The sequence below is a fragment of the Desulfobacula sp. genome (assembly GCF_014237455.1).
GTDB lineage: Bacteria > Desulfobacterota > Desulfobacteria > Desulfobacterales > Desulfobacteraceae > Desulfobacula.
Genome location: NZ_JABZFL010000015.1, coordinates 1 through 25,967, shown reverse-complemented (window position 1 = coordinate 25,967; position 25,967 = coordinate 1). Strand labels below are relative to the sequence as shown.

Annotated in this window: 19 protein-coding genes; 5 read left to right on the top strand and 14 right to left on the bottom strand. The window is 39.9% G+C overall.

Annotation, left to right across the window (positions count from 1 at the left end):
- Position 1 precedes the first annotated feature (1 nt).
- The 7 genes from HGJ91_RS02610 to ugpB all read right to left on the bottom strand — a co-directional run bounded on the left by HGJ91_RS02610 (position 2) and on the right by ugpB (position 8,579).
- Positions 2 to 1,030 carry an iron ABC transporter permease gene (locus tag HGJ91_RS02610; protein ID WP_291346136.1) on the bottom strand — a complete coding sequence of 343 codons (1,029 nt, stop codon included), beginning with the start codon at positions 1,028 to 1,030 and terminating at the stop codon, positions 2 to 4.
- On the bottom strand, positions 1,027 to 2,028 hold the full coding sequence (locus tag HGJ91_RS02605; RefSeq protein WP_291346135.1) for an ABC transporter substrate-binding protein: 1,002 nt from the start codon (positions 2,026 to 2,028) through the stop codon (positions 1,027 to 1,029). Before HGJ91_RS02605 ends, HGJ91_RS02610 begins: the two co-directional genes overlap by 4 nt.
- Positions 2,029 to 4,170, bottom strand: coding sequence for a TonB-dependent receptor (locus HGJ91_RS02600; protein WP_291346134.1), 2,142 nt, complete (start codon positions 4,168 to 4,170; stop codon positions 2,029 to 2,031).
- A 359-nt stretch (positions 4,171 to 4,529) separates the two neighbouring features.
- Positions 4,530 to 5,321 carry an HAD-IIB family hydrolase gene (locus HGJ91_RS02595; protein ID WP_291346133.1) on the bottom strand — a complete coding sequence of 264 codons (792 nt, stop codon included), beginning with the start codon at positions 5,319 to 5,321 and terminating at the stop codon, positions 4,530 to 4,532.
- A 44-nt stretch (positions 5,322 to 5,365) separates the two neighbouring features.
- The gene (locus tag HGJ91_RS02590; protein ID WP_291346132.1) at positions 5,366 to 6,286 is read right to left on the bottom strand and encodes an ABC transporter permease subunit; all 921 of its coding nucleotides are present in this window, start codon (positions 6,284 to 6,286) and stop codon (positions 5,366 to 5,368) included.
- A 5-nt stretch (positions 6,287 to 6,291) separates the two neighbouring features.
- Positions 6,292 to 7,182, bottom strand: coding sequence for an ABC transporter permease subunit (locus tag HGJ91_RS02585; RefSeq protein WP_291346131.1), 891 nt, complete (start codon positions 7,180 to 7,182; stop codon positions 6,292 to 6,294).
- Between the two features lie 68 nt (positions 7,183 to 7,250).
- A complete protein-coding gene (ugpB, locus tag HGJ91_RS02580) occupies positions 7,251 to 8,579 on the bottom strand; it encodes a sn-glycerol-3-phosphate ABC transporter substrate-binding protein UgpB (RefSeq protein ID WP_291346130.1) in 1,329 nt (442 codons plus the stop codon).
- Positions 8,580 to 8,808: 229 nt separating this feature from the next.
- Here ugpB and HGJ91_RS02575 point away from each other — a divergent pair, with 229 nt between their 5' ends.
- Positions 8,809 to 9,906, top strand: coding sequence for an ABC transporter ATP-binding protein (locus HGJ91_RS02575; RefSeq protein WP_291346129.1), 1,098 nt, complete (start codon positions 8,809 to 8,811; stop codon positions 9,904 to 9,906).
- 57 nt (positions 9,907 to 9,963) lie between these two features.
- On the opposite strand, the gene HGJ91_RS02570 is transcribed toward HGJ91_RS02575, so the two are convergent.
- Positions 9,964 to 10,737 carry a DeoR/GlpR family DNA-binding transcription regulator gene (locus tag HGJ91_RS02570; RefSeq protein WP_291346128.1) on the bottom strand — a complete coding sequence of 258 codons (774 nt, stop codon included), beginning with the start codon at positions 10,735 to 10,737 and terminating at the stop codon, positions 9,964 to 9,966.
- 157 nt (positions 10,738 to 10,894) lie between these two features.
- On the opposite strand from HGJ91_RS02570, the gene glpA reads away from it, so the two are divergent.
- The 4 genes from glpA to HGJ91_RS02550 are packed head-to-tail and all read left to right on the top strand — an operon-like array spanning position 10,895 to position 16,243.
- Complete coding sequence (gene glpA / locus HGJ91_RS02565) at positions 10,895 to 12,505, top strand: anaerobic glycerol-3-phosphate dehydrogenase subunit GlpA (protein WP_291346127.1); 1,611 nt, start codon at positions 10,895 to 10,897, stop codon at positions 12,503 to 12,505.
- Positions 12,502 to 13,785: a glycerol-3-phosphate dehydrogenase subunit GlpB gene (glpB, locus tag HGJ91_RS02560; RefSeq protein WP_291346126.1), complete on the top strand. Its 1,284-nt coding sequence runs from the start codon at positions 12,502 to 12,504 to the stop codon at positions 13,783 to 13,785. The genes glpA and glpB overlap by 4 nt, the downstream gene beginning before the upstream one ends.
- The gene (locus HGJ91_RS02555) at positions 13,785 to 15,401 is read left to right on the top strand and encodes a 4Fe-4S dicluster domain-containing protein (protein ID WP_291346125.1); all 1,617 of its coding nucleotides are present in this window, start codon (positions 13,785 to 13,787) and stop codon (positions 15,399 to 15,401) included. The genes glpB and HGJ91_RS02555 overlap by 1 nt, the downstream gene beginning before the upstream one ends.
- The gene (locus HGJ91_RS02550; protein ID WP_291346124.1) at positions 15,398 to 16,243 is read left to right on the top strand and encodes a CoB--CoM heterodisulfide reductase iron-sulfur subunit B family protein; all 846 of its coding nucleotides are present in this window, start codon (positions 15,398 to 15,400) and stop codon (positions 16,241 to 16,243) included. The genes HGJ91_RS02555 and HGJ91_RS02550 overlap by 4 nt, the downstream gene beginning before the upstream one ends.
- Here HGJ91_RS02550 and HGJ91_RS02545 read toward each other — a convergent pair.
- From HGJ91_RS02545 to HGJ91_RS02520, 6 genes are all read right to left on the bottom strand, one after another.
- On the bottom strand, positions 16,229 to 17,152 hold the full coding sequence (locus tag HGJ91_RS02545) for a bifunctional 2-polyprenyl-6-hydroxyphenol methylase/3-demethylubiquinol 3-O-methyltransferase UbiG (protein WP_291346123.1): 924 nt from the start codon (positions 17,150 to 17,152) through the stop codon (positions 16,229 to 16,231). The two genes, HGJ91_RS02550 and HGJ91_RS02545, sit on opposite strands and share 15 nt — an antisense overlap.
- On the bottom strand, positions 17,109 to 20,348 hold the full coding sequence (locus HGJ91_RS02540) for an efflux RND transporter permease subunit (RefSeq protein WP_291346122.1): 3,240 nt from the start codon (positions 20,346 to 20,348) through the stop codon (positions 17,109 to 17,111). Before HGJ91_RS02540 ends, HGJ91_RS02545 begins: the two co-directional genes overlap by 44 nt.
- A 3-nt stretch (positions 20,349 to 20,351) precedes the next feature.
- On the bottom strand, positions 20,352 to 21,653 hold the full coding sequence (locus HGJ91_RS02535; RefSeq protein ID WP_291346121.1) for an HlyD family efflux transporter periplasmic adaptor subunit: 1,302 nt from the start codon (positions 21,651 to 21,653) through the stop codon (positions 20,352 to 20,354).
- 327 nt (positions 21,654 to 21,980) lie between these two features.
- A complete protein-coding gene (locus tag HGJ91_RS02530) occupies positions 21,981 to 22,883 on the bottom strand; it encodes a GGDEF domain-containing protein (protein ID WP_291346120.1) in 903 nt (300 codons plus the stop codon).
- A gap of 457 nt (positions 22,884 to 23,340) precedes the next feature.
- Entirely contained in the window at positions 23,341 to 24,639 is a 1,299-nt protein-coding gene (locus tag HGJ91_RS02525) for a hypothetical protein (protein ID WP_291346119.1), read from the bottom strand.
- A 237-nt stretch (positions 24,640 to 24,876) separates the two neighbouring features.
- Positions 24,877 to 25,629: a sulfite exporter TauE/SafE family protein gene (locus HGJ91_RS02520; RefSeq protein ID WP_291346118.1), complete on the bottom strand. Its 753-nt coding sequence runs from the start codon at positions 25,627 to 25,629 to the stop codon at positions 24,877 to 24,879.
- Positions 25,630 to 25,967 lie beyond the last annotated feature (338 nt).

Below are 25,967 nucleotides of genomic sequence, written 5' to 3'. Positions count from 1 at the left end.
TTTATCTCCAATAGTCTTTTGTTCTTTTCATTAATAAATAGAAGAAAAAAGGTACCCCGATAAAAGAGGTAACAATTCCTATTGGTATTACTTGCGGGGGTAATATTATTCTCCCGACCGTATCTGCTGTCAATACAAGTGATGCCCCGACAAGTGCGGCACCGGGCAATAGAAATCTGTGGTTGTATCCAATAAGCATCCTAACGATATGTGGAGAGACGATTCCAATAAACCCTATTACGCCGGTAAAACATATTGCTCCTGCTGTAATTAAAGAGGCACACACGATTCCAAATATTTTTACTTTTTCAACATCTATTCCCAGAGCTTTTGCAGATTCATCATCTGCCGCAATAAGATTAAAACTCCAGGACCATTTAAAAAGCAAGGGCATGGGAAGAAGTATCATAACAGATGCTATCCCTATTTCATTCCATCCAACCTTAGATAAGCTTCCAAAAAACCAGAATACGATTTCATTAACCTGCTCCATAGTTCCCAGATATTGAAAAAGAGAGCTGAGGGATGAAAAAAGAAACATTATGGCTATGCCGGCAAGTATCATGGTTTCATTTGTAAAAATTTTTATTTTTGCAATGCTTAAAATAATAAGAGATGAAAGCATCGTAAAAAAGAAAGCACTGCCGGCAACAAAATAGTCTTTGTACAAAAAATCGGCATCAAGCAAAAAAATGGCAATAACAGCCCCGAATCCGGCACCGGATGCTGTCCCAAGCGTGTATGGCGAGGCAAGGGGGTTTTTAAGAATGGCCTGGAAAACAGTTCCTGCAACCGCAAGCCCGCTTCCTGTTAAAATTGCCATAACGATACGAGGGACTCTTAATTCCCAGATAATCTTATGCTGCAACCCGGCATCTGAAAAAAAGGCGATAAACGATTTTTTAAAATCAAAAGATTCAATACCATTGGAAATGCCGGTTAATGCGGCGATAACCATAACGAGCAAAAGAAAAGATAATAACAGAATCTTCTTTTTAATATTTTTTTTGTATTTATTGCTGATATTCAATAAATGTATGTCCCATAAAATTTAATCCCCTGAAATTTTTCAAAATATTCTTTGTGCAGTTTTTCAGGGTCAAAATCTTTAAAAAGTTTTGGATAAAACCATTTTGCCATATAGCTTAAACCGATAAGCGTTCTTGAGCCTGTCCATATTTCGTTTGAAATTAAAAACACCTTGTTATTATGCACCGCCTCAATGTTGTCCCAGAGTATTCTTGATTGTATTTTTTTTGAGAGCTGTTTTAAGGAGCTTAAATCATCTGCCGAAGTGCGGCTGTTCTTTCCAACCGCTTTAATAATAATATCCGGATTGTTTGATAAAACCCATTCTGACGTTATTTTAGGATATGGCACTAAAATATTTGAAGCTATATTGTTTCCACCTGCAAGCAGACACATTTCATTGCCCCCGGAATTTTTCCCAACAGTATTATAATTCAGATAGCCTTCTATATAAACGCTTGGGCGCGATTCAATATGTTTCAATTTTTCCTGTACAAAATTTAAATTTTCCCTGTACCATACGATAAGCTTCTCCGCATCTTGCTCTCTTTCTAAAATATGCCCGAGTGTTTTTATCTCTTTTTCAATGGTGTTCAGTTTATAAAAATTGAGCCGTATGATTTTAATACCGAAAGGGTTTAATTTTTTTTCTAGAGTTCGGCCTGGATAATCTGTATAACAGATAACAATATCGGGTTTTAATTTTGCAATCAGTTCATAATTAACCTCTCTCCAACTGCCGACTTTTGTTCTGTTTTTTAAATCTTGCCAGAATAGAGGCTTTTTTGAAACTTCAAAATAAACGCCTATGACAGACTCTTCTGCTTTAATGGCGCGAACAATTTCCAGAGCATCGGATGTTAAAACCACTATTTTTTTAACAGGTGAGTTGAGAGTGATAAATTTGCCGGTAGAATCTTGAATAATTTCACCAAACAGCTCACCTGTTAAAAAAAATAGAGATAGAATGAGGAATGTTATAATAGTGCTTTTTTTCATTTAAAAAGTAAAACTAATGCCTGCTTCTATGTATCTGCCATCTAATGGGTAATAATTATGAGCAGGGGAACCATCTGACAATCTTTTTCCTTGCTCATTAAACATATTTTCTTCTTTTGTGTCTAAGAGGTTAAAGGCAGATAACCATATTTTATAATTTTTGCGATCGTATGAAAGCCTTAAATCAAGAGTTGCATAGGCATCTGTTTGATAACGATTAAGAACATCAATTTCCTGCTCTCCATAATAATTTGCATCAGCACTGAGTTTGAAAAATTCTAAAAAATAGAAATCCAAACCAAGTGTAGAAGTGAATTTGGGGACATGCGGGACTGTTTTTCCTGAGATATCAAAATTTTCCAAACTGTCATCGCTTTGAGTCGCTCCCCATTCATAAGCCCTGAAACTAGCATTATCCCATTTTGCACTTTGATATGTTCCTTGAAAACGATAGCCGAAAAAAGAAGAAAGTTTTCCGTTCGCTTCTAATTCAACACCTTTATGATCTGAATCGCCAATGTTTTTATATCCTTTCCAGGAGCTTCCATCATAAAGAGACATATATTTATCTTTTACATTCATAAAATAAATCGACAAAGCCAGATTTAGTTTTGAATTAAACGCAGCTTTATAACCAAACTCGTAAGTAAGGTACTCTTCCGATTTTAAATCTTCCGGTTTATTTAAAGGGGAATCCTTTTCCATAGCGTATTTATAATATATCAAGGCCGGATGCCAATATGATTTGGAAGCTGAAAAATATAGTGATGAGGAAGGTGTTAAATAATAAAGAGGCGTTATATCCCAACTGTAATCGGTTATGTCATTACTTATTTTTTGCGACACTTGATTTTCTATGTCATATTTTACTTTGTCAGCACGTATGGCAAAATTGAATTCGAAATTTTCAAACGCTATTTCATTATCAAAAAAGAGACCAAACCGCTTTTTTTGGGAATCTATGTTTGCTTTATTAACAGCAGTTGTTTGAGAAGAAGAAAGCGGTGTCGGCGACCACGGATATGTCCGCAATTGATCAAATGAATTTTTTTCATAATCCATTCCAAAAGTTGGTGTGTATCTTGCGCCATTATCAAAATCTAAATAATAGCCGCCTGATGCCTTAAAAACTGATCTGTCACTGTCTCTATCCTCTTTGTAATCATAATACGAGCTTGTTTTGCTTGCAGCAGCATCTAAACACTTTGGCAGATATTGATAAATATGATCAGTCTTATCATAAGAGATTAAGCTGTTTACAAAATATTTATCCTTTTTATGAGTAAAATCAATACTGAAAGCCGAATTTTCATTCTCATTTTCTCTAAAATGAACAAGCGCTGAATTCGTTTCCGATTTTGGGAATATGCTTTCTTCTCTATAATTATCAATCTGCCACTTTGTTTTTGCATATATTGTGTCATATTCTGTATCTTGATGTGAAAAACTAAACCCCACCCTGCTATCGTTTGAAAAATTATAGCCTGTATTTAATCTAACGGCACTTCTCTTTTTTTCATCATTTTCATAACCGTCTGTATTGAAAAATGATCCCCCCAAACGATAATCCCAATTTTTCACCATTCCATCTATGCTTGCAGATACTTTTTTACTATTCCACGAGCCATAAGATATTGCTGTTTTAATTTGCGGTTTTTCCGATTTTCCTTTTTTTGTGATAATATTAATAGCGCCACGTGCTGCATCCGGTCCAAAAATCATTGCAGCCGATGAACGAAGAACCTCAATTTGTTTGATGTCTGAAACAGGAATGGCATCAAATTCCACATAATTACTAAGGCCTGAATTCAATGGCACACCATCTACAAGCACCAGAACTCCGGCAGATTGCACTGACCTATTGCCGCGAATCGTCACTCTCTCCTTACTATCACTATCTTTAGTTACTCCCGGTATGGTTTTAACAATATCAATTATGTTTTTTGCTCCCATATCTTTTATTTGTTTAGCTGTAATGATAGAGATGCTGGCAGGAGTCGCACCTAATTTTTTATCAATACGATTAGCTGAAACAACAATTTCGTCAAGAGCAATTATTCCAGCCCCTTCTTCTGTTGCATTAGCACTTGCAACAAGAAAAAAACAAAAAAGTATATTTATCACGAAGTTTAATCTTTTCATTGTAACCCTCCAAGGTCATAAACAAAAAAACCGCTCCCACATTAGTATTTTCTTAATACTATTGTTGTTGCGGTTTAGTTTTTAAATAAATTTTATATTAATTGCAATTAGACTTCGTGTCTAAATTTATTAAATTCAAGTATACATATTATGATAAATTTTATTTTTCAAGTATTTTTCATAATTTTGTGATGGGTGTTAAAAAAACAAAGGACGAACAGATGTTTGTTTCTTTGAAGTATGAGTATGGGCCCGGGTTCAATTTCCTCCATCTGATTCATGGCAGCTAAGAAAAAAAATGTCCAAGTTGATACATGATATCAAAACAAAAAAATCAACAGGACACCTGAAAATTATCTTCACGGGACAAGAATTTTGGCCAGCTGTGCAAATCCGATCCCTCCTTTTCCTTTTGTTATCCAGGCAGGTTTAAATGCAAGCCTGTCAAAAAATTCAAGCACATTGGCAACACCAACTGAGTTGGGGAAATATTCAAACATGGGTTCATCATTGGGAGAATCCCCGACAAAGACAACCTTTTCCTTTATTACGTCCAGATCTGTTTTAAATACTTCCCTGAACATTATTTTGGTCATGGAAAGCTTGTCATAGCTACCAAACCAGCCGTTCACATGGATAGAACTGACTTTTGCGGTTGCGCCGCATTGTTCAAACATGTCAACAATCCTGTCAATGTCAGTTTGGGAAAGAGGAGGGACATCTTCAGCAAAATCAATGGCAAGATCAGCCTCCCTGTATGGTTGATCAGCCGAGATCACACAGCCTGGAATTGAGCGCAGGATTCTTTGTTTTACAGCAAGCAGTTTTATTTGATCCTGTTCTCGTTCCTGATCTGTTTTGAAATATCTGCGTATCATCTTTTTTGTGTGGATATCATAAACAAAATAAAATGCGCCGTTTTCACCGACAACACCTTTAACGGGCCACATTCTGGCGATATGATCGCACCATCCCCCAGGTCTGCCCGTGATGGGAATCACCTTTATACCGGCCTTGTCAAGATCTTCCATGGCCTTAAAAGCACAGGCCGGTATTCTGCCTTTATGGGTTATGGTATCATCAATATCTGTAAGCAGATACGTGATGGCAGATCTTTTTCCCTGTGGAAAGTCTTTTATTGATTTCATCATTATTTTATTTTCCGGAAAAGATAGCGGCAAATGTCTGAACTATGCTATTTTTCTTTCTCAATCAGGCCTTTTACAAACCATCTTTGCATGAACAGTACAACCAGAACAGGGGGCAGCATAACAAGGACGGCAGCGCCAAGGGCGAGATTCCACTCGGGCAGATCATCTGCCTGGGGTATAAGATTCTGAAGGCCGATGACAGCCGTTGTCATTTTTGGGTTGGTCGTAACAAGCAGGGGCCAGAGGTATTGATTATACCCATATACAAATTCAATGACCACAAGGGCGGCAATATTAGTTTTGGACAGGGGAAAAAGGATTTTCCTGAAAAAGGTCATGGGAGAAGCCCCGTCCATTTTTGCTGCCTCGCATAGTTCTTCCGGAACGGTCAGGAAAAACTGCCTGAACAAAAAAGTACAGGTTGCCGATGCCACCAGGGGTAAGATGAGTCCGGTATGACTGTCAAGCAGACTCCAATTGAGGTCAATCGTTATGTCATTACCAGTAAACCATGACAAAAGTCCATCCAGGTGCAGAAAATCGCACAGGGCCTGGATTGGATTCAGAAGATTGGCAGCCATTTCATAGGTGGGAAGAATCCTGACTTCCACAGGCAGCATCAAAGTACAGAAAACCGATGCAAAAGCCAAAACCCTGAATTTGTAATCAAAATAAACAATTGAAAAAGCGCCGATCATGGACACGGTAATTTTGCCAATGGTTATACCCGATGCCATAATAACGGAATTTAAGATCTGGGTTCCAAGATCTCCCCTTGACCAGGCTTCTTTCATATTGACAATAAACTGATCCCCGGGGATAAGCGGCATGGGCACTTTAACTACATCTTCCAGGGGCAGGGTAGCCGCAATCAAGCTGTAAAGTATTGGAAATCCTACTATAAATATTCCCAGTATTAAAAATGCATAGGTAAAAAAATCAAGTATCGGGGTTTTTTCAACCATAATATTTATCCACCATACTGTACCTTTTTCTCGAGAAATCTGAACTGAAGAAAAGTAATAACAATGATAAGAGACATGAGCACAACCGACTGGGCGGAGGAAGATCCTAAGTTCAATCCCACAAATCCATCCTGGTACACCTTGTAAACCAGAATATTTGTAGAACCGCCAGGGCCCCCCTGGGTCACTGTATGAATAATTCCAAATGTTTCAAAAAAAGAATAAATAATATTCATCACAGTTAAAAAGAAAAAAGTCGGTGATAACAAAGGAAAGGTGATATACCAGAATCTTTTGAAGGGACTTGCGCCATCAATGGCTGCGGCCTCAGTCAGGGATTTGGGTACGGCCTGCAAACCTGCCATAAAAAACACGAAGTTGTAGCTGACTTGCTTCCAGGCACTGGCCATGACAATCATTACCATGGCATCGCTTCCATAGAGAACCGGGTTCCAGTCAACCCCCAGCCATTTTTTGATGCCCAGGGCAACAATGCCATAGGAAGGATGGAGCAGAAAAAGCCACATAATCCCAGAGATTGCCGGTGCTACCGCATAGGGCCAGATAAGAAGGGTTCTGGTCAATGCCTTTGCTTTCAGTGCTCTATTGGCCATGGAGGCAATAAAAAGTCCCAGGGATAAGGAAACAGCGGCAACAGCAAGGCTGAAAAAAAAAGTGGTGAAAATCGATTTCAGATATAGGGGATCTGTAAAAAGTTCAATATAATTATAAAACCATACAAATTTAGAGTGTCTTCCAAAGGGATCACTTAAAAGAAAAGACTGGGAAAGCCCCTGGATAGCCGGCCAATAGAAAAAAGTCAGGGTGACAAGTATCTGTGGAAAAATCAACAGATAGGGCAAATATCTTGATTTGAAGAATGAGCGTTTTATCATGGTTTTATCAAGGGCAAAAAAAGGAGTCAGATAAATATCAAGTCTATTTATCTGACTCCTTGTACATCTTATTTATAGGTTTTTTCAAAGGTTCTCAACTGGATATTACTTCTTGCAGCTGCATTGTCCAAAGCTTCCTTGGGAGATTTTTTCCCATTCCAGACAAGCTCTAATTCTTCATTGATAATGTTTCTGATCTGAACAAAATAGCCCAGCCTCAATCCTCTTGATATTTTAGTGGGAATAGCCCGGTTGAGCTGATTGATACCCACTTCCTGGAGGGGATCAGTATTATAATACCCTTTGGATTTCAAAGATTCATAGGCATCAATAGTAATGGGGAAATATCCTGTTTCCTTGTGCCAGTATTCCTGCATCTCATTTCCGGCCAGAAATTTTAAGAAAGCTGCAACCCCCTTATATTCTTTTTTTGAGTGACCATTGAGTACCCATAGAGATGCCCCGCCAATGATAGAGTTCTGGAGTTTTGCTGTGCCTGCTTCCACTGGAAGAGGTGCTGCATCCCATTTAAAATCCTTGACTCCTTTTTTTAATTTTGCAATCCCGCTGATGGAATCAATATAAATGGCCACGTTCTGAGCCATAAATTCTGATTTAGGGCCCTGGTATTTTTGTCCGCCATACATGAAGCGTTTGTCATCTGCCCATGATTTAAGTCTTGTGATATGTTTTACTACCAGGGGATTATTAATTTCAAGCTGGCAGTCAAGCCCCTCATATCCGTTGGATTTGCTGGCAAACGCAACATTGTGAATGGCGCTGTAATTTTCAATCTGGGTCCAGGACTGCCAAGCTGTAACCATACCTGCCGAAGCAATTCCGGTACTGACAAGTTTTTTTGTAATGTCTCCCAGTTCATCCCAGGTAATGGGTTCAGATTTTGATAAAGGCGCAATACCTGCTTTTTTAAACATATCTGCATTGTAATACATAATGGGTGTGGAAGAGTTAAACGGCATGGACATGAGATTTCCGTCGGCATTCATATAATAGGAAAGAACCGCCTGAAGATATCTTGACCAGTCCACATCAATGCCTGCATCCTTCATGAGTTCAAACACCGGATAGATAGCTCCTGAAAGCATCATGGTCTGGGTTCCCACTTCAAAAACCTGGAGGAGATGGGGCTGTTTTTTAGCCCTGAAGGCTGCAACGCCGGCATTCATTGTTTCATCATAGTTGCCTTTGTTGGTTCCGACAACTTCATACTCTGACTGAGATGCGTTGAATTCATTGATCATGTTCTTGACCACTTCACCCCTTGCACTTCTCATGGCATGCCACCAGTTAATGGTAACGGGTTTGGCAAAAACGGAAACCGGGAAGGCAATACAAACTGCAACAACTAAAAATACAAACAATTTCGATAATTTCATCTTACTTTCCTCCTTACCTGATTATGTTGAATTTTTCATTTTGTCGAACCTGCCAATAAAAAAATCTGTTTATTTTTATTGCATTGCGTTAAAATTATTAGAATATTGGCAGAGAGTCAAGATTAAAGTGATTTTTAAAAAAAGATTTGCATAATGATATTTTTTGTAGTTTTATGATCACTAATGGAAATGGCAGAAATTTAATAAAATATAAGAATCAGGATAGTAAATGGCTGAGCTAAAATTCAAAGATGTCATTAAAAAATATGGTAAAATAGAGGTAATCCATGAGTTAAACCTTGATATAAAGGACAAAGAATTCATTGTTCTTGTCGGACCTTCAGGGTGCGGTAAATCAACCTTGCTTAGAATGGTCGCAGGGTTGGAGGAGATAACCAATGGCACGATTTCCATTGATGATAAAATAGTCAATGATATTGCGCCAAAGGACCGGGGCCTTGCCATGGTGTTTCAGAATTACGCGCTTTATCCCCATATGAATGTGTTTGATAATATGTCCTTTGGGTTAACATTGATGAAAACGCCCAAAAAAGAGATCAAGCAAAGAGTTGAGGAAGTTGGGCTTATTCTGGGTCTTGAAGACCTGCTGTTTAGAAAACCCCATGAACTTTCCGGTGGCCAGCGGCAACGGGTGGCCATGGGTCGGGCCATGGTCAGAAAACCTTCCATTTTTCTTTTTGATGAACCCTTGTCAAACCTGGATGCCAAGCTTCGTATCCAGATGAGAGCGGAAATAAAAATGCTGCACCAGAGGGTTAACTCCACTATGATTTATGTGACCCATGACCAGGTGGAAGCCATGACCCTGGCTGATCGGATCGTTGTCCTCAGGGATGGGTACATTGAACAGGTCGGCACCCCCATTGAACTTTTTTCAAACCCTGCAAATACATTTGTCGCAGGATTTATCGGCACCCCTCCCATGAATCTTGTTGACTGCAAAATCAATAAAGACAAGAATCAAACCTTTGTCCAGTTTGAAGATGGGCTCAAGATTCCTGTTCCAGATAAAGAAGGAATCCAGCTGGTTCATGATCAAAAAGTTGTCTTCGGACTTCGGGCAGAGGAGATCACACCCATAAATAGCCATACACAGCTTCCTGAAGACTGGATATTTAGCGCCAATGTCATGGTTGTTGAACCATTGGGAAATGAAACCCAGCTTCATGTGGATATTATGGGTATTAAAGTTTTATCAAGAAGTGAAGGGAGGAAGATTGTCAGGACAAATGAAGAAATTAATCTGGGCATGAACCTCAATGAAATGCATTTGTTTGATGCCAAAACCACCCAGGTGATTTACTGATTCGCACCTGAAGATTAAGGAATATTTCAAGTTAGAAAACAATAGGAAGTCTGCTCTTTATTTTGCAATAATAACGGTTATACCCATTTCCTCCAGTTCTTTTTTAACGCCTGTCTTGATTCCTGCATCAGTAACCAGGATATTGACCTTATCTATGGACGCTGTCACAAAATTTGATACCACGCCCATCTTGCTGCTGTCGGCAACTACAATAACCGGACCCAGCGTCTGATCAATCATCAGGCGAGCCACTGCGGCTTCTTCCTGAATAGGGGTTGTCAAGCCGAATCTTATGCTGACCCCGTCAACACCGATAATGGCCTTGCTGCCGCAGACATTTTTAAGCAGGGTATGGGTAAAATTTCCAATCAAAGAGTTTGATTGCCTGCGGAACAGTCCACCGGTTAAAACCACCTCAATTTCAGGATTCTCAATTTCCGTAAGGGCATTTGCATTACTGGTAATGACACGAAGATTTTTCCCTGACAAATGTCTTAAAACCTGTGTGTTAGTAGAACCGGTGTTGATAAGAAGTGTATCGCCGGGCTCAATGATCTTGGCGACGGCAATGCCTATTTTTTCTTTCTGTGTCCGGTGTTTCTGGTTTTTTTCCACATAAAGGGGTTCGACTTTTAAACGGCGGCGCAAAATAGCCCCCCCATGGGTTCGTTCCAGCACCCCCCTTTTTTCCAACACATCAAAATCCCGACGGATGGTCAGTTCCGTCACACCAAACAATTTGCTTAACTCGGAAACCCTTACAATCCCTTTTTCTTCAATCAATTTCTGGATCCGCGCCTGCCTGTCAACCGGTATTAAAGTCTGGGCCATCTTTTTTTACCTCCGAATTAAAAATAATGAATATTTTATAGCAGGATTAGAAAGTCAGATCAATTCATCAAAAAAATAAACAATAAAACTTGTAAAAAAACAATAAAAAATATATAAAAACAATAAAAAAGGAACATATTAATTCAGGACTTCGGGCTTGAATTTTAAAAACCAACATCCAGTAAAAACACCCTTTCTGGTTGCAACTGGAGACGATATTGTGGAAACAGATGTATTAATCATAGGCGGGGGCGTGACAGGCACCGGGATTGCCAGAGACCTGACACTTAGAGGGCTCAACGTGATTCTGATTGAAAAAAGCGACCTGAATGCCGGTGCATCCGGTGGGAATCACGGCCTTTTGCACAGTGGTGCCAGATATGTCTGTTCTGACCCCGAGGCAGCGGTTGAGTGCAGTACTGAATCGGAAATATTAAAAAAAAATGTCGGCCATTGCATCGAGGAAACCGGGGGACTGTTTGTTGCTGTTAAGGGAGATAAAGAAAATTACATTGCTGATTTTCCTGATATGTGTAAAAAATACGGAATTCCATCTGAAAAGATAGATCCGAAAGAAGCCCGGGAAATGGAACCGTCATTGTCGGATGAAACAATCGCTGTGTATAAAGTGAATGATGCTTCCATTAACCCGTTTAAACTGTCCATTGAAAATATAAACGATGCCGTTTCCAGAGGGGCCTGCTACCTCAGCCACACCCGGATTGAAGCGTTCAAGATTGAAAACAAGGCCATCGTTTATGCCCGGGTTCGAAATCAAATCAGCGGCAAAACCCATAAAATAAAAGCAAAAACCTATGTCAATGCAACCGGAGCGTGGGCCGGAAGCATTGCTGCCATGGCCGGGATTCACATCAATATGGTTTTTTCCAAGGGAAGTCTTCTGGTCACAAGTAAACGAATCACAAAAAGAGCGATTAACCGCCTGAGAAAACCCACTGATGGAGATATTCTGGTTCCGGGCGGCGTTGTTTCAATCCTTGGAACCACTTCCGTAAGAATCAAGTCCCCGGACAACATCTATCCCACGGTCAAAGAAGTGGATTATATTATCAGTGAGGGTGAAAAAATGATACCTGAACTGAAAACCTGCCGGTATATCCGGGCATATGCAGGTGTAAGACCCCTGGTCAGCATGGGAAAAGACAATGACAGAGATGTGAGCCGAGGATTTACCCTGCTGGATCATGAAAAAGACCAGGTGAATAATCTTATCACAATTACAGGGGGCAAACTGTCTACATACCGGTTAATGGCAGAAAAGACATCTGATATTGTCTGTAAAAAACATCAAGTTTCAGTGGAATGCCGGACAAAAATGATCCCATTGCCATCCACCCATAGCGGAGAATGGTCGGAACCGGGGGTTCTGGTCAATGATCCGTTCAAACCCGATACGCTGGAAGACCCTTTTCTCTGCGAATGTGAAATGGTTCCGGCCAGTGCGATAAATACAGTGATTGATTCAATTAAAAAAAATGGTGGAAAACCTGACCTTTCATCCATTGCCCTTAGAACCAGGATTGGAAAGGGGCCCTGCCAGGGGGCTTTTTGCAGCATGCGGATACTGTCACATCTCTATGCCAGGGGGGAAATTATGGATCAAACCGGTATAAACGATCTGAAATATTTTTTAAATGAACGATGGAAAGGGGAACAATCCTTGTTATGGGGCCAGGCACTTGTTCAGTCCTCTTTAAAGGAAATGATACATTGCGGCTTATTCGGCCTTGAACTTGTTAAAAAATGAAAGATAAAAAATATATCACATGTGACATAACAGTGATTGGGGCCGGTTTTGCAGGCATGGTTGCTGCGGCTCGCGCTTCTGCTCTCGGCTTGAAAACGGTTCAGACGGGTAATTCATCACACCTTTATTTTGCAAGCGGTTTGTTTGATTTTCTGGGTGTCTATCCGCTTCATTCACGAACAGTCTTGCAGGACCCTCTAACAGGCCTGAGCTTATTGCAAAAAGAAATGCCCGGACATCCGTATTCAAAGACCAGCCTGGAAGCCATATTGAAAAGTTTTGATTTTTTAACCCGGTTTTTACAATCAGCCGGACTTAATTATATTAAACCAGAGAAAGGGAACAGATCTGTTCTCACCTCTGCCGGTACGTTCAAACCAACCTGTATGATTCCTGAAACCATTTCAAAAAGCCGTCTGCTTAAAAATGATACAAACTTATTGCTTGTAGACTTTAAAGGGCTAAAGGGGTTTTGTGCCAGACAAATAGCGGATATTTTAAAAAAGAACTATCCCAATATTCTTACGTTAAGTGTGGAGGTTCCGGGAAAAAATGGCGATTTAAATCCAACACATTTGGCAACACTGTTTGAAGATTCTTCCTTTCTCAAAGAGCTTGCCACACAGATTTCTCCTTTCCTGGATAAAGTTGAACTGATGGGGATACCTGCAGTATGCGGTGTAAATAAAAGCCTTGAGGCACTGACCCGTCTGGAAAAAATGACCGGTCTTGATATATTTGAAATTCCGATGATGCCGCCTTCCATTCCAGGGTTACGACTGAAAAATGCATTTGAAAAAAAACTGGCCAAAAATAAGGTTCATTTTTTGAGTCAGGCAAAAATCAAGCCACCGCGATTTAACGGATCTGAATTTGTTTTAGATGTAATGAATCAGAATATGGAAACTCAAATAAGATCCAGGGGGGGTATTCTTGCCACGGGAAGATTCCCGGGAGGAGGACTCCATGCCCAAAGAGGACGTATACAGGAAACCGTATTCAACCTGCCGGTTTATCAGCCAGACGAAAGAAGCCTTTGGCATCACCTTGATTTTTTTGAAAAACAGGGACACCTGATTAACACGGCAGGCGTGGAAACAGACAGTGTTTTCAGGCCGGTGGATACACATGGCGCTATTATTTATGAAAATCTTTATGCCATTGGGACAATTCTTGCCCACAATGACTGGGTCAGACTCAAATCAGGTTCCGGAGTCTCGGCCTTAAGCGCATTTACAGCGGTTAATGATTTTTATAAAAAAAGCACAACAGGACACTGATGTTTCAAATTACTTTATATACATCATTAATCCTGTCAACAGCAGGTCTTTTATTTCAGGTTTACCGGTTTCAAAAAAAAGGTGCCTCAGGGGTCCCGAAATTAAAATTGAGTTTAAATTTAAAGCTGGTCCTTTTCAACACGATTTTTCAATCAAAACTGTTTCGCGCATCAAAAACAAGGTGGGCAGTTCATTTTCTTGTGTTATCCGGTTTTAGCTATCTGGTTTTTTTCCATGCTTTGGACGAATTGACTGCATTTAACCTGTTTCAATACTATCAACCCACTCTTGATCCCTTTCAATTCCTGAGAAATTTTGCCGGTTTTCTGGTACTGGCCGGATGTATTGGATTTTTGTTTAGAAGAAGTTTCAATACTCGAATCAAGCCGGATAACAAATTAAAATATAAAGGAATTTTTTCCATTATCCTGATCCTTTTGGTGATTGGTTCAGGGTTTATGCTTGAAACGGTAAAAATCATCTCAGAACCTGCGTTTTTAGAAATGGTTGAAGACTATTCCGATCTGGATGAGGGCACAGACCTTGATCACCTGAAAATTTACTGGGAAAAAAATTATCATGTTGTATTTAAAGAAACGCTCCTCATTACCGAAGATGCACTTGAACAAGGCAGACGTTTAAACAATGACTACTGCCTTGACTGTCACTCAAAAATAAATAGTGCCTTTGTATCAAAGGCATTTGCCACGCATCTTGGAAAACCTGCAAATTTTTTAAACCATTACCGTGCAGACAACTGGCTGTATCCGATTCACTACCTGCTTTCATTTTTAATGCTGATCAGTCTTCCTTTTTCACGATTTTTCCATATGTTATTGATTCCGTTTGCAAGTGCACAGCATAAAGTGACGAACAAACACTTTCAAAAAGAAGCGGTATTCATTCACCCGGCAACCTTTGCTGCATGCACAAACTGCGGTATCTGTTCTGAGGTCTGCAGTGTTTATCCAAACTTTCTAATCACAGGGAATAAACAGATCCTGCCCCATTCCAAAATCGAATCTGCCAGAAAAATGATATTTACGGGACATCTGAACCCGGAAGCGCTGAATCAGCTTCAGCTTGGCAATGATGAGTGTACAATGTGCAATAATTGTACAAATATCTGTCCGTCGGGAATTGACCTTCAGGGATTATGGAAAACACTTCCGAAAACACTGCATAAAATGGGGTATCCGGATAATTATACCTTTGTAAAAGACAAGGCACTTCAGGACTGGGGAAATAAAGAGTTGGAAAAAGATCGGGCCGCCGGAACATATGGCTTGACCCAAAATCTTACCGGCCGTGTTTATTCTTTTGAAAATTGTGTTCAGTGTACCATTTGCACCAATGTCTGCCCCGTCGTTGCTTATAGTGGAAACGATAACGACATGACACCCCAGCAAATCATGAACCTGTTAAGGCTGGGAAAAAAACAGACGGCTGCAGAAACCCGGATGGTCTGGAACTGCCTGACCTGTTATTTATGCCAGGAGCATTGTCCCAGTGAGATAAAAGTTGCAGATATCATTATAGAACTCCGAAACATCTCAAACCAGACAGCTGAAAGGTTAAAAATCATGACCACAGCGGATAAGGCGAACACATTATGAAACTTGCATATTTCCCGGGATGTAAAATAAATTTTTATTTAAAAGACTATGACACCTCTTTTAAATCTTTAATGGAAAAACTGGGCGTGGACCTGGTTCAACTTCCATTCAATTGCTGCGGTTATCCTGCCCGGAGCACCAGTTTTGAAGTTTCTGTTTTCTCTTCCATAAGAAATTTTGCCCTGGCCCGAAAATATGATCTGGATATCATCACCCCCTGTAAATGCTGTTTCGGGCAACTCAAATACGCCTCTTACCAATGGCATGAAAATAAAGAATTAAAACAAAAAATGGATTGCCTTCTTGCAGATGAAAATCTTTTCTGGGACGGAAAAACAAAAATCAAGCACCTTCTTTCGTTTCTTTATGACGACATTGGCGTTCTTGAAATTAAAAAGAAAATTAATCATAAACTGCCTGAAAAGAAAATTGTCACCCAATACGGCTGTCACGCGTTGAGGCCATTTACTATCACCGGATTTGATAATCCGCACGCACCCCAAATTTTTGAAGAACTGATAAATATCACCGGATTTAAGACCGTTGAATGGTCAAAAAGCACTGAGTGCTGCGGAAATCCCATTTATGAAACCAATAAAAACCTGTCTTTAAAAATACTGAATTCCAAATTAAACGCCGCATTAGAATCGGGGGCAGACCATATTTGTACTGCCTGTACCCATTGCCAGATACAATATACTGATTTGTCATTTCAAAATGAATGCCAAAAACACCATATCACTCCGGTCCTTTTTACACAAATCCTGGGTGCTGCATTGGGAATCAAAAAAGAAAAACTGGGTGAAGACAGGCTGCCGATATTTGATTTAAGGGTATCGTGAATCCATCTCCCAGACTGCCGTGGCTGTCAAGCCTTTATGCTTCCTGACAATATAATTGTCTTTCGACATGCTCTCAAGATAAGGACGAATAATTTTTTCAAGCTCAGTATCAGTTTGTTTGCTCACTTTTTTAAAAAAAGCCATTTGGCTGTCAAATTCTTCTTTAATCGAAACTGTCTGGTCCCATTCAATTGCATCAAAGGTAATCTCCGGGAAAAAGCCCAAAGAAAACAAGAGATTTATTTTATATAAAATACTCTGTGGCTTGTCTTCAAGAACTGTTCCCACAATTTTTTCCCATAAATCAGACAGAATCGGGTGATTTCTTTTTGCGGCCCATCCCCGGATAGCACATCCTTTTTTTGAACAGCTCATCATTTTAAAAAAGGATTCCGGGCTTGCAACTCCCGGAGACATAAAGGCAATGACAAGATCGAATTTCTTTTTCCATCCTTTTTTTTCACTATCTATTTTATACCAGTCTTCATGAAGAACAGTGATGTTTTTTTTTATATCAGGCGTGATACCCTGTTTAAATTGTTCCAGCATCCCCTTTGAAAAATCAAGGGCTGTCACCTGTGCGCCGTGTTTTGCCAACTCTATTGCAACCATTCCAGTTCCGCATCCGATTTCAAGGACAGTCATTCCGTCAAACAGAAGACCACTTTTTTTAAAAAACGACATTGTCTTTTTAAGCCGGCGGCCCTTAATTTCTTTTTTATTCTGATTGTATGTAGCAGCCGCACTGTCCCAGTATTCCCGGGTGGAAAACCCCTTATGAACGCTGTAAGTATCACTCTTTTTATCTTTTTCCCACTCGTTGAGCCAAAAATTTTTATTAAATATATTATCCATTTTGCTGATCTTAATCTCTATTTTTCCCCTGGGGTATTGATGATTTGATTTCATTAAATGCAGTTTCATCATCTCCGGCAATAAAAATCCCTACCGTATCATTGATAACCACATACAAAGACGGGACAAAAACAAGGGTTAAAACAGTGGCTGCCATCAGACCGAAACTGATACTGACTGCCATTGGAATTAAAAACTGTGCCTGAAAACTGGTTTCCAGAAGAAGCGGGAAAAGACCTGCAACCGTTGTCACCGAGGTCAGAAGAACCGGCCTGAACCTGTTCTGCCCTGCTTCAATGACAGCATCAAAAACCGGAATGCCTTTCCTGACCTTTGAATTGATAAAATCGATTAAAATCAAAGCGTCATTTACTACAATTCCGGACAGGGCAACAATTCCGAATATACTGATCATAGTGATATCAAGGTTCATAAAATAGTGCCCGGCAATCGCGCCGATGAGTCCAAAGGGAATGGCGGTCATGATGATGACCGGCTGGATATAGGATCTAAACTGGCTGGCCAGGAGCAAAAATATAATCATTCCTGCAAGAGAAAATCCTAACTTAAGGCTATCAATGGATTCTTCAGTTCTTTTGGCCTGGCCTTCCAGGTCATAGGTCACCCCTGGGAATCGATTAACAAGGGTATCAAGGTAATTCTTTTTTAAATCTTCAACGATTTCCCGGGCATTGGCAATATCTTCATTAATATCGGAAATGACGGTAATGATCCTTTTCCGGTCTACCCGCTGAATGGTTGAATACCCTCTTTTCATTTCAATATCAGCCACCTGGTTCAAAGGCACCTGCCTTCCGTCTCGGGTTCTGATCCTTAACGCATCAATACTGGCTTCGGATTCCCTCTCTTTTTGAGAATATCGTACCATTACTTTGATATCATCTTTGCCTCTCTGGATCTTCAAAGCTTCATCTCCATAATAGGCCTGCCGGATCTGTGTGGCAATATCTGCCATTGTAATGCCTAAAGATTTAGCCCCTTTTTTGATGTGAATCCGTTTTTCCATTTTACCCGGCCTAAAAGTGTCCGTGATATCAAAGGTTCCCGGGTATTTTTCAATTTCCTGTTTCAACTCATCTGCGGCAAGTTCAAGCTGATCAAGATCCTTGCCCTTCAGTTGAATTTCTATGGGGTTCCCACCGGGCCCGCCGCCGATAATGGAAAAGGTGAGCTGTTCAGCACCCAGAATATCCCCTGTCAGTTCCCGCCATTTTGCTGTTACTTCAGGCGCAGGAATATCGGGCCGTTTTGACGCCGATTGGATCTCTATCCAAGCCTCCCCGCAATGTCCGCCATACACACCCGGTTTCCAGTCTCTTCTGGGAATAACACCCACCTGTGAAAAATTATTAACAATCAAATCATCACCCCCCGCCACCCTGTCCCTGAAAAACGCATTGAGCTCAAAAGCCCCTTTTTCAATTTGTTTTATGGTCTTTTCTGTGGCTTCAAAGGGAGTTCCCAAAGGATATATGATCTCTGAAACAATCCAGTTGCTGTCGGTTTTCGGAAAAAACACAAACGGCACATGTCCGCCTGCCAAAACCCCGATGCTGACAATCAATATCCCAAACCCCATGGCAAGCGTAAAATACCGATTCTTAACACAATATTTCAAAACAGGGGTATAAATCGAGCGGATAACAACCGTTAAGACGCTTTCAATTCTGTCCCGAACCCATCCATGGCCATCCAAAATATCTTTTTTCAACCATTCCAGCCAGAAAAAACAAATCCGGTAAATCAGACTTTTATTTTTTTTTGGCGGGGTAAGTGCATGATCAAGGTGAGCCGGTAGAATAACAAAGGCCTCTATAAGAGAAAAGGCAAGAATACAAATCACTGTCTGGGGCATGATGAAGATGAACTTTCCCATAATTCCTTCAATATGCATCAAAGGTGTGAATGCGACAATGGTCGTGGTAACCGCCATCACAACCGGCGCCCCGATCTGGGCAACACTGTCAATCACCGCCTCTTTGGCGGATTTGCCTGTTTTATAATGGGTATAAACATTTTCCCCGACAATAATCGCATCATCCACCAGAATACCCAATGTCATGATAAACCCGAACAGGGATAGCATGTTAATGGATGCGCCGAAATAGTTCAGGACAAGAAAGGCGCCCATAAATGAAATGGGAATCCCGGATGCCACCCAGAAAGCAAGTCCAAGATCAAGGAACAGGGCCAATACGATAAATACCAGCAATATTCCCTGGACACCGTTTTTCAGCAAAAGATCAATCCTGTCCTGGACCATTTCCGCCATATCAAACCAATAGCCCAGGGTGATGCCTTTGGGAAGAGAATCCTTATGCGTTTTAATATACTCTTTGACTGTTTTTGAGATGGCAATGGTATCCTGGCTGTCCGTACGCCGGACAACAACAAGCGCTGCCGGTTTTCCATTAAACCTTGCCTTGATATCCGTATCTTCAAATCCGTCGATAACCGTTGCCACATCCCCAAGTTTAATGGTGGTTCCATCTTCCCTTGTCACCACGGGAATCTGTTCAAACTCTTCGCCCGTATAAAGCTTCCCCTTGGTCCGGACCAGAAATTCACCGCCTTTTGTCTTAATTTTACCACCCGGCAAATCAAGACTTCCTGTCTTTACAGCTATTGCAACCTGTTCAAAAGACAGATTAAATCGTCTCAAATTTTCTTCAGACACTTCAATGGAAATTTCATAGTCTCTGACACCAATGAGGCTTGCAAGGGAGATATCATCCGTATCCACAAGATCATCCCTTATTCTCTCGGCAGTATCCCGCAACACCTTTTCATCAACATCACCATAGATAGCCAGATAGATGGCCGGATCATTGTTTTTGATCTCAATGATAACCGGCTCTTCTGCCTGGTCGGGAAATGTATCAATCAGGTCTATCTCAGTTCTTATTTCATCGAGTTTTTCATTAATATCTGTCCCGGCCGCAAGTTCCAATGTTAGCGACCCGTGTCCTTCAAGGGCGGTTGAGTACATTGTTTTGACATCTTCAAGGCTTTTGAGCTGCTCTTCGATCTTGATACAAATCCCTTCTTCAACTTCCTCTGGGGATGCGCCAGGGTATGTTACGGAAATATTGATCATATCAAGGGAAAATTGAGGAAACATTTCCCGTTTCATGGTTAAAACCGTGTACAGCCCTGCCACAATCAGAAAGACCATTATGAGATTCACAGAAACCCTGTGTTCAACAGACCATTTGCCCAACGCTTTCATGTTTTATTTTCCATTTTGTTTGATATTAAGCTTCATTCCCTCAATGGCGCCTGGAAGGGGGGAAGAAATAATTTTATCACCCGGGTTCAGCCCGCTGTCAATATACATTTCTTCTTCAAACTTTCTTAAAATATTCACCTTTTTCATTTTTAAATGATTGTCATTCACTGTAAAAAGAATATTATCACTCTTTAACAGATACCTTGGCAGCACATAAATATTCTTGTAAGCTTCTCCAATAATACTGCACTTAACAAATGTACCCGGTTTTAAATTGAAAATATCTTTTATTTTTACATCCGTCTTCAGTATTTCAAGCGTCATGGGCAAGGTTCTCGTCTTTTCATCAATCTTTGCTTTTAACCGGACGACTTTGGCATCCCAAGCATAGGGTTTCATCGAGTCAAAGTTGGCCATCATTACTCTTGCATCCGGTGTTTTCCCGTTTTTAAAAAAAGATTCAATCCATTTCATTTTTTCCAAAGGGATTCTCACATCCACATCCAGGCTGCCTTTTTGATATATTGACCCTAAGATCTGACCGGGATTGACATATTCCCCTTTTTCAGCAAATTTATCCAGAATTAAACCATCAAACTCATATTTTATCCGGGTCTTCTGAAGCGCGAGGTCTGCTTTTTGGAAATCAACACGGGCCATGGCAAGAGCCGTATTCTTCTGTTCCATTAACGTATCCGTCAAAGACAGTCTGTTGCTGATACTCTGCAGGGCAATCTTTGCCTGTAAATATTGCTGTTCGGCCTTATCAAGACTGTTTTTTGAAGCAAATTGATTTTTACTCAACGCTTTGATTCTCTTCAGTTCTTTTTTGGCAATCTCTACATTGTCTTTGGAAAGCAGGATGTCATTTTTCAAGTTTTCAATATCCTGCTTTAAGCTTTCAATATCAGTTTTTGCCTGCCTGATCCGCACCTGTCCTGCCTGCTGGTCCAGTTTATAAGATCTTTGATCAATCCTGATCAGAACCTCCCCCTTATGAATCACCCCGCCCTCAATAAAAGAGGGGTGGATATAATCGATTCTCCCCGGCACTTCCATGGCAATCTTTACCAATTTCCTTGGTTTTACCGTGCCATATGCATCCACGGTCATGATTTTTGAAACAGGCGTTACGACCATTATCTTGACGCTGGGGGGCGTTTTGATAATTTCTGTTTTTTCAGGTTCCTCTTTTAAAGATATCAGCAATTTTGCTAATGCAATGGCAATAGCCAGAACAATAACAACTCTTAAAAATCTTAAAAAAAACGAAGAGATTTTTCTACTCCCTGATAATTTTCCCATAATCGGTATTCTTCTCCTTGATGACATGAACAAATCGATTTTCTGCATCCATTTAATTTATTTTATATACCAAGATTTTTATTTTGAAAAGAAATTTGAATAGTATCAAATGGAACATTTTAAAACGATGGCCATGATCAAGGTAGAAATAAAGGTAAAACTGCTCACATCATTCTCAATACTTTGGTTGGTTTTAGTGAGTGACATATTTATTAATTCTCATAATAGCAACATCTTTTTTGGAAAAAATGCTTTTTCAAAATAAGGTAAATATATAAAGCACACTTTGGGAAAATGCTTTTGATTATAATTGTTCGGCAATAATATTCAACCTATTGTCAAACGATTTCTTCCCGCTGCCTTGCTTTTATACAAAAGAGTATCAGCTCTTTTTATCAGGCTATCAATAGTGTCATTTTTATTAATGAGTGTTGCTCCAATTGAAATTGTTACATATAGCTTTTCGTTTTCCAGAATTAAATATGAATTTTCAATCAGTAAACGAAGCCTGTCCCCCAACAGCTCAAGTTCTTTGTCGTTTATGTCACGTATAATACCAATAAACTCTTCGCCGCCCCAGCGTCCATAAAGATCAAATGGTCTGGCGTTGGCAACAAAAGTATTCGAAACAAATTTAAGAACATCATCACCCACATTATGACCATAAATGTCATTAAAATTTTTGAAATGGTCAATATCTATGAATAAAATACCAAATGGGACATTTAAACGTTTTTTCTCTTCGAATCTACTTTGGATTTCTTTCTCTATGTAATTTCTGTTTGCTAATTGAGTAAGGTTGTCAAGAAGAGCCAATTTTTCAAGTTCTTTTACCCTCAATTCATTGGTTGCCTGATTGCTAATATCTGTAAATAACTCTATCCCGCCAAGTATCTTGCCGTCTGTGTCGGTCAATGTACTGACACGGATAGAAACCGGTATTCTGTGACCATCCTTGTGGTGCATGTATACTTCAGCTTCGCGAGGTTTTTCATCAGCAATGGTTACAGCAAGAGGGCACATCCCAGTGCAAAGGCTATTACCTTCACTATCGACGTGGGTGAGTATATTATCAGAACAAGATGTACCAACGACCTCATTAGCAGTAAATCCGGAAATCTTTTCAGCGGCTTTATTCCAGTATGTTATAACCCTATCTCGGTCTACAAAATATAAACCGTCATGGAGGTTTTCAATAATCCTTTCAAAAGAATCTTTGACTAAATGCATAGGGCCTTCCTCGCAATTTTTTGATTACTGTTTATTCCGCCGAATGTTGAGTTCACAGGCTTGTCCAAGTGCAACGGTTTGTTCAACGGCCCGGGGAGTGGGGTGGTAAATTCACCTTGACTGCTGCTGAAGTTTTTCTTCGCCTGTCCGTCATAACTCCGTTATGCGGCTGAGTGAAGTAAAGCTTCAGCAGTAGCATATAATCGGATAATTTTCCAGCCCGCCGGCGGTGTCCAAGCAATTCTCGGTCACATAATATATTCAAGTTTAGGGTATCTATCTTTTCATCGGATTTTACCGTCTTCAAGGTTAACAGTCTACATGAACCGGATATTAATAAAAAATATGGAAAAAATACAAGAACTGATTTCAAAAGACAGCTTTGGGACATTTTTTGAAAACAGATATCTCTGGATGTATGGCGGTTAAAACTGTTTTTTAGGTAAGCAGAGTCATATCATGGCGGCATAAAGTCCGGAGGGCCTATGATTTTTTCAAGCATCGTTTCCCAGCTTTCAAATATCATGAATCTGAAAGTGCATCGAAGCTGGTTCCAGAACTCTTTGCGGGAGCTGAAGTCCTGTCTGCATTTTTGATAAAGAGGATCAGTCAGTTCCAAGATTTGATGGGTATAAAAGGCAAGTAAATTTAATATAAAAAATACCATGGACAAATTCTTCTTGCCATGACCAAAGTTATGTTCAAGATGATACCCTTGATTTTTTAAAGTATTGAACGTCTCGTTCTCCACTTTCCATCGGGCACGCCCCCCTTTGACAAGATTTTTGATATTCCCCTTGTCAATTGCTATGTCTGTTACCCAGCTGTTTTTATAGGTCGTTTTGTCTTTGTTTATTATTTTAAATTTGAAAAAATTTACCGGGTCGGCATCTGCTGTTCCATTTAAGGGAACCTGATTGATCCATTCATAAACATGTTTCTTCCCTTTAGGAAGTTTTATCTCAAGCTTTTTGGCACCACCTAGTCCTGTAAGCTCATCAACCCACTCAAACAAGACCTTGTGATCTGTTGGTTTGGCTACAAGGATATAGGACATATTAGATTTTTTTAATTCATCAACAAATGGCTGCTTTGAATACAGTCCATCCCCTGCAATGGTAATTTTTAATTTAGGATGGGCTTTTCTTATCTTTGCTATGATCCTTTTGCCGGCATTCATCTCACAGTCCTGCTTAGTTGATCCGTCTTTGTTTTGAATCGATTCGGGCGCAAGTGGTAATACCTGTTTCATATCCGGATGAACGATAACTGCTTGAAGAATTTGATGGTGATATCGAATTTTCCCCTTGGACTTTTTGGTAAGACATCCCGGACAGCTAAGCTTCTTAGAAGAAAAGTATTGAGACCCATCTATGGGGATAAGATATGCACCATTAAGAAATTGATAGTGTTCAAGATGCTTGTTTCTTTGAAGCTGGTATAAATAATCTGAAAAAATTGCTTCGAGTTCATCTGTTGGCGCTTGATCCAGAATATCCCGCAGCTGGGTATCTTTGGGAATGGATTCTATGTTAAACATGGTTTTTAAATTGTTCAAATTCCAGGCTTTTTGTAATCTGCGTTGGAAAGTCAGTAGTGAGGGGTCTTGAAAATACATCATGGCAAAACCGGTCATGAAAAAATCATGCAGTCTATATTTAACCTTGTCTGCTTCACGGCTGTCTTCGACTTGAAGGAATCGTTTTGACAGTATTTTTCTCAAGCCTGTAAAGCCCAGGTATTTTTTAATATGCACTGGTATTTGCCTTGTCATATTGTAACATGCTGAAAATATACAACATTTTTAAAACAAAATCTAGATTTATTTTTTCTCCTGTAATATCAACAAGTTACGTAAGATTTGAGCAATAGTGTACGAAAAAAATATTTACTTTTAAATGGAAAACCCTACTGATGCATGAAAAAAATAGTGACCGAGAATTGCTGGTCACAACAAAAGTTTTTAATTTTCTAAGCACCATTATGTTATGCATCATATAAATGCTTTGTATAAAAGCTTTGCACACATGAACAACAGAATAATCCCAAAAAGGACTCGAATGGTTTTTCCCTTAAGTTTTTCTGCCATGATTCGGGAACCGATCTGTCCTCCGGCAAAAGAGCAGACGGATGCCAGAAGGATAAATTGCCAGTCAAGTGAGGCTGTCGTGGCATGGGCAGCAAATCCTGAAAAAGATGAAAAGCAGACAATAAAAATTGAAGAGGCTGCTGCGGTCTTGGTTGGCACTTTGATCAAATATATCAGCAAGGGTACGATAAAAACACCACCGCCAATCCCTAAGAGACCGCCCATAAATCCGATGATCAACCCGATCAAACCACCGCCGAAAACCCTCACCTGCCAGCTTACGTTTTCTCCCTGACTTTGAACTTTTTTAGAAAATAACATCCGCAGGGCTGCCAGAAAAAGAACCATGGCCAGAATAATAATAAAAACTTGGATATTTACTTTCTGAGTCATCAGCGCCCCAATTGGAGCTCCCAAAAGAGAGGTCACAACCAAAGGTATAGACACAGAGTAATCCACCATTTTCTTTTGCATATAGACAATAAGAGCGGAAAGTGCAGCTATGCCGTTCAAAAAAAGGGATGCCGCAACCGCTGTGGAGATAGGAAACCCAATGAGGACAAAAAAGGGAGAAAAAACCAATCCGCCGCCAAGCCCGATCATGGTAAGAATTAACGAAGAGCCAAAGATAACAGGTAGAAGAATAAAAAGGCTCATAGTCAATCTTTTTTTTATTAAAGTGTTGAGTTAAGAAAACCGTCTAAACAGTTCATATCTAAGCTTTTTATTTTTGTCAACAAAATGCCGGAATACAAAATATCAGAATGCTAAATGAGCCGCGGTGTTACACAGATCAAATCAGGATTTTATCTTTCAAAAAGAATTATTGATACATTGCAAAATGACCATGCAATTTTTTATTCACGAATATACATACTCAAGTAGAGTCAAAATCTTAAACTGATATTCAACCTTATTGGAGATATGGTAGAATGACAAGAATTTTGACAGAATATTCTCACGATTCATGCTGTTATATAAAAAATTAAATTTAC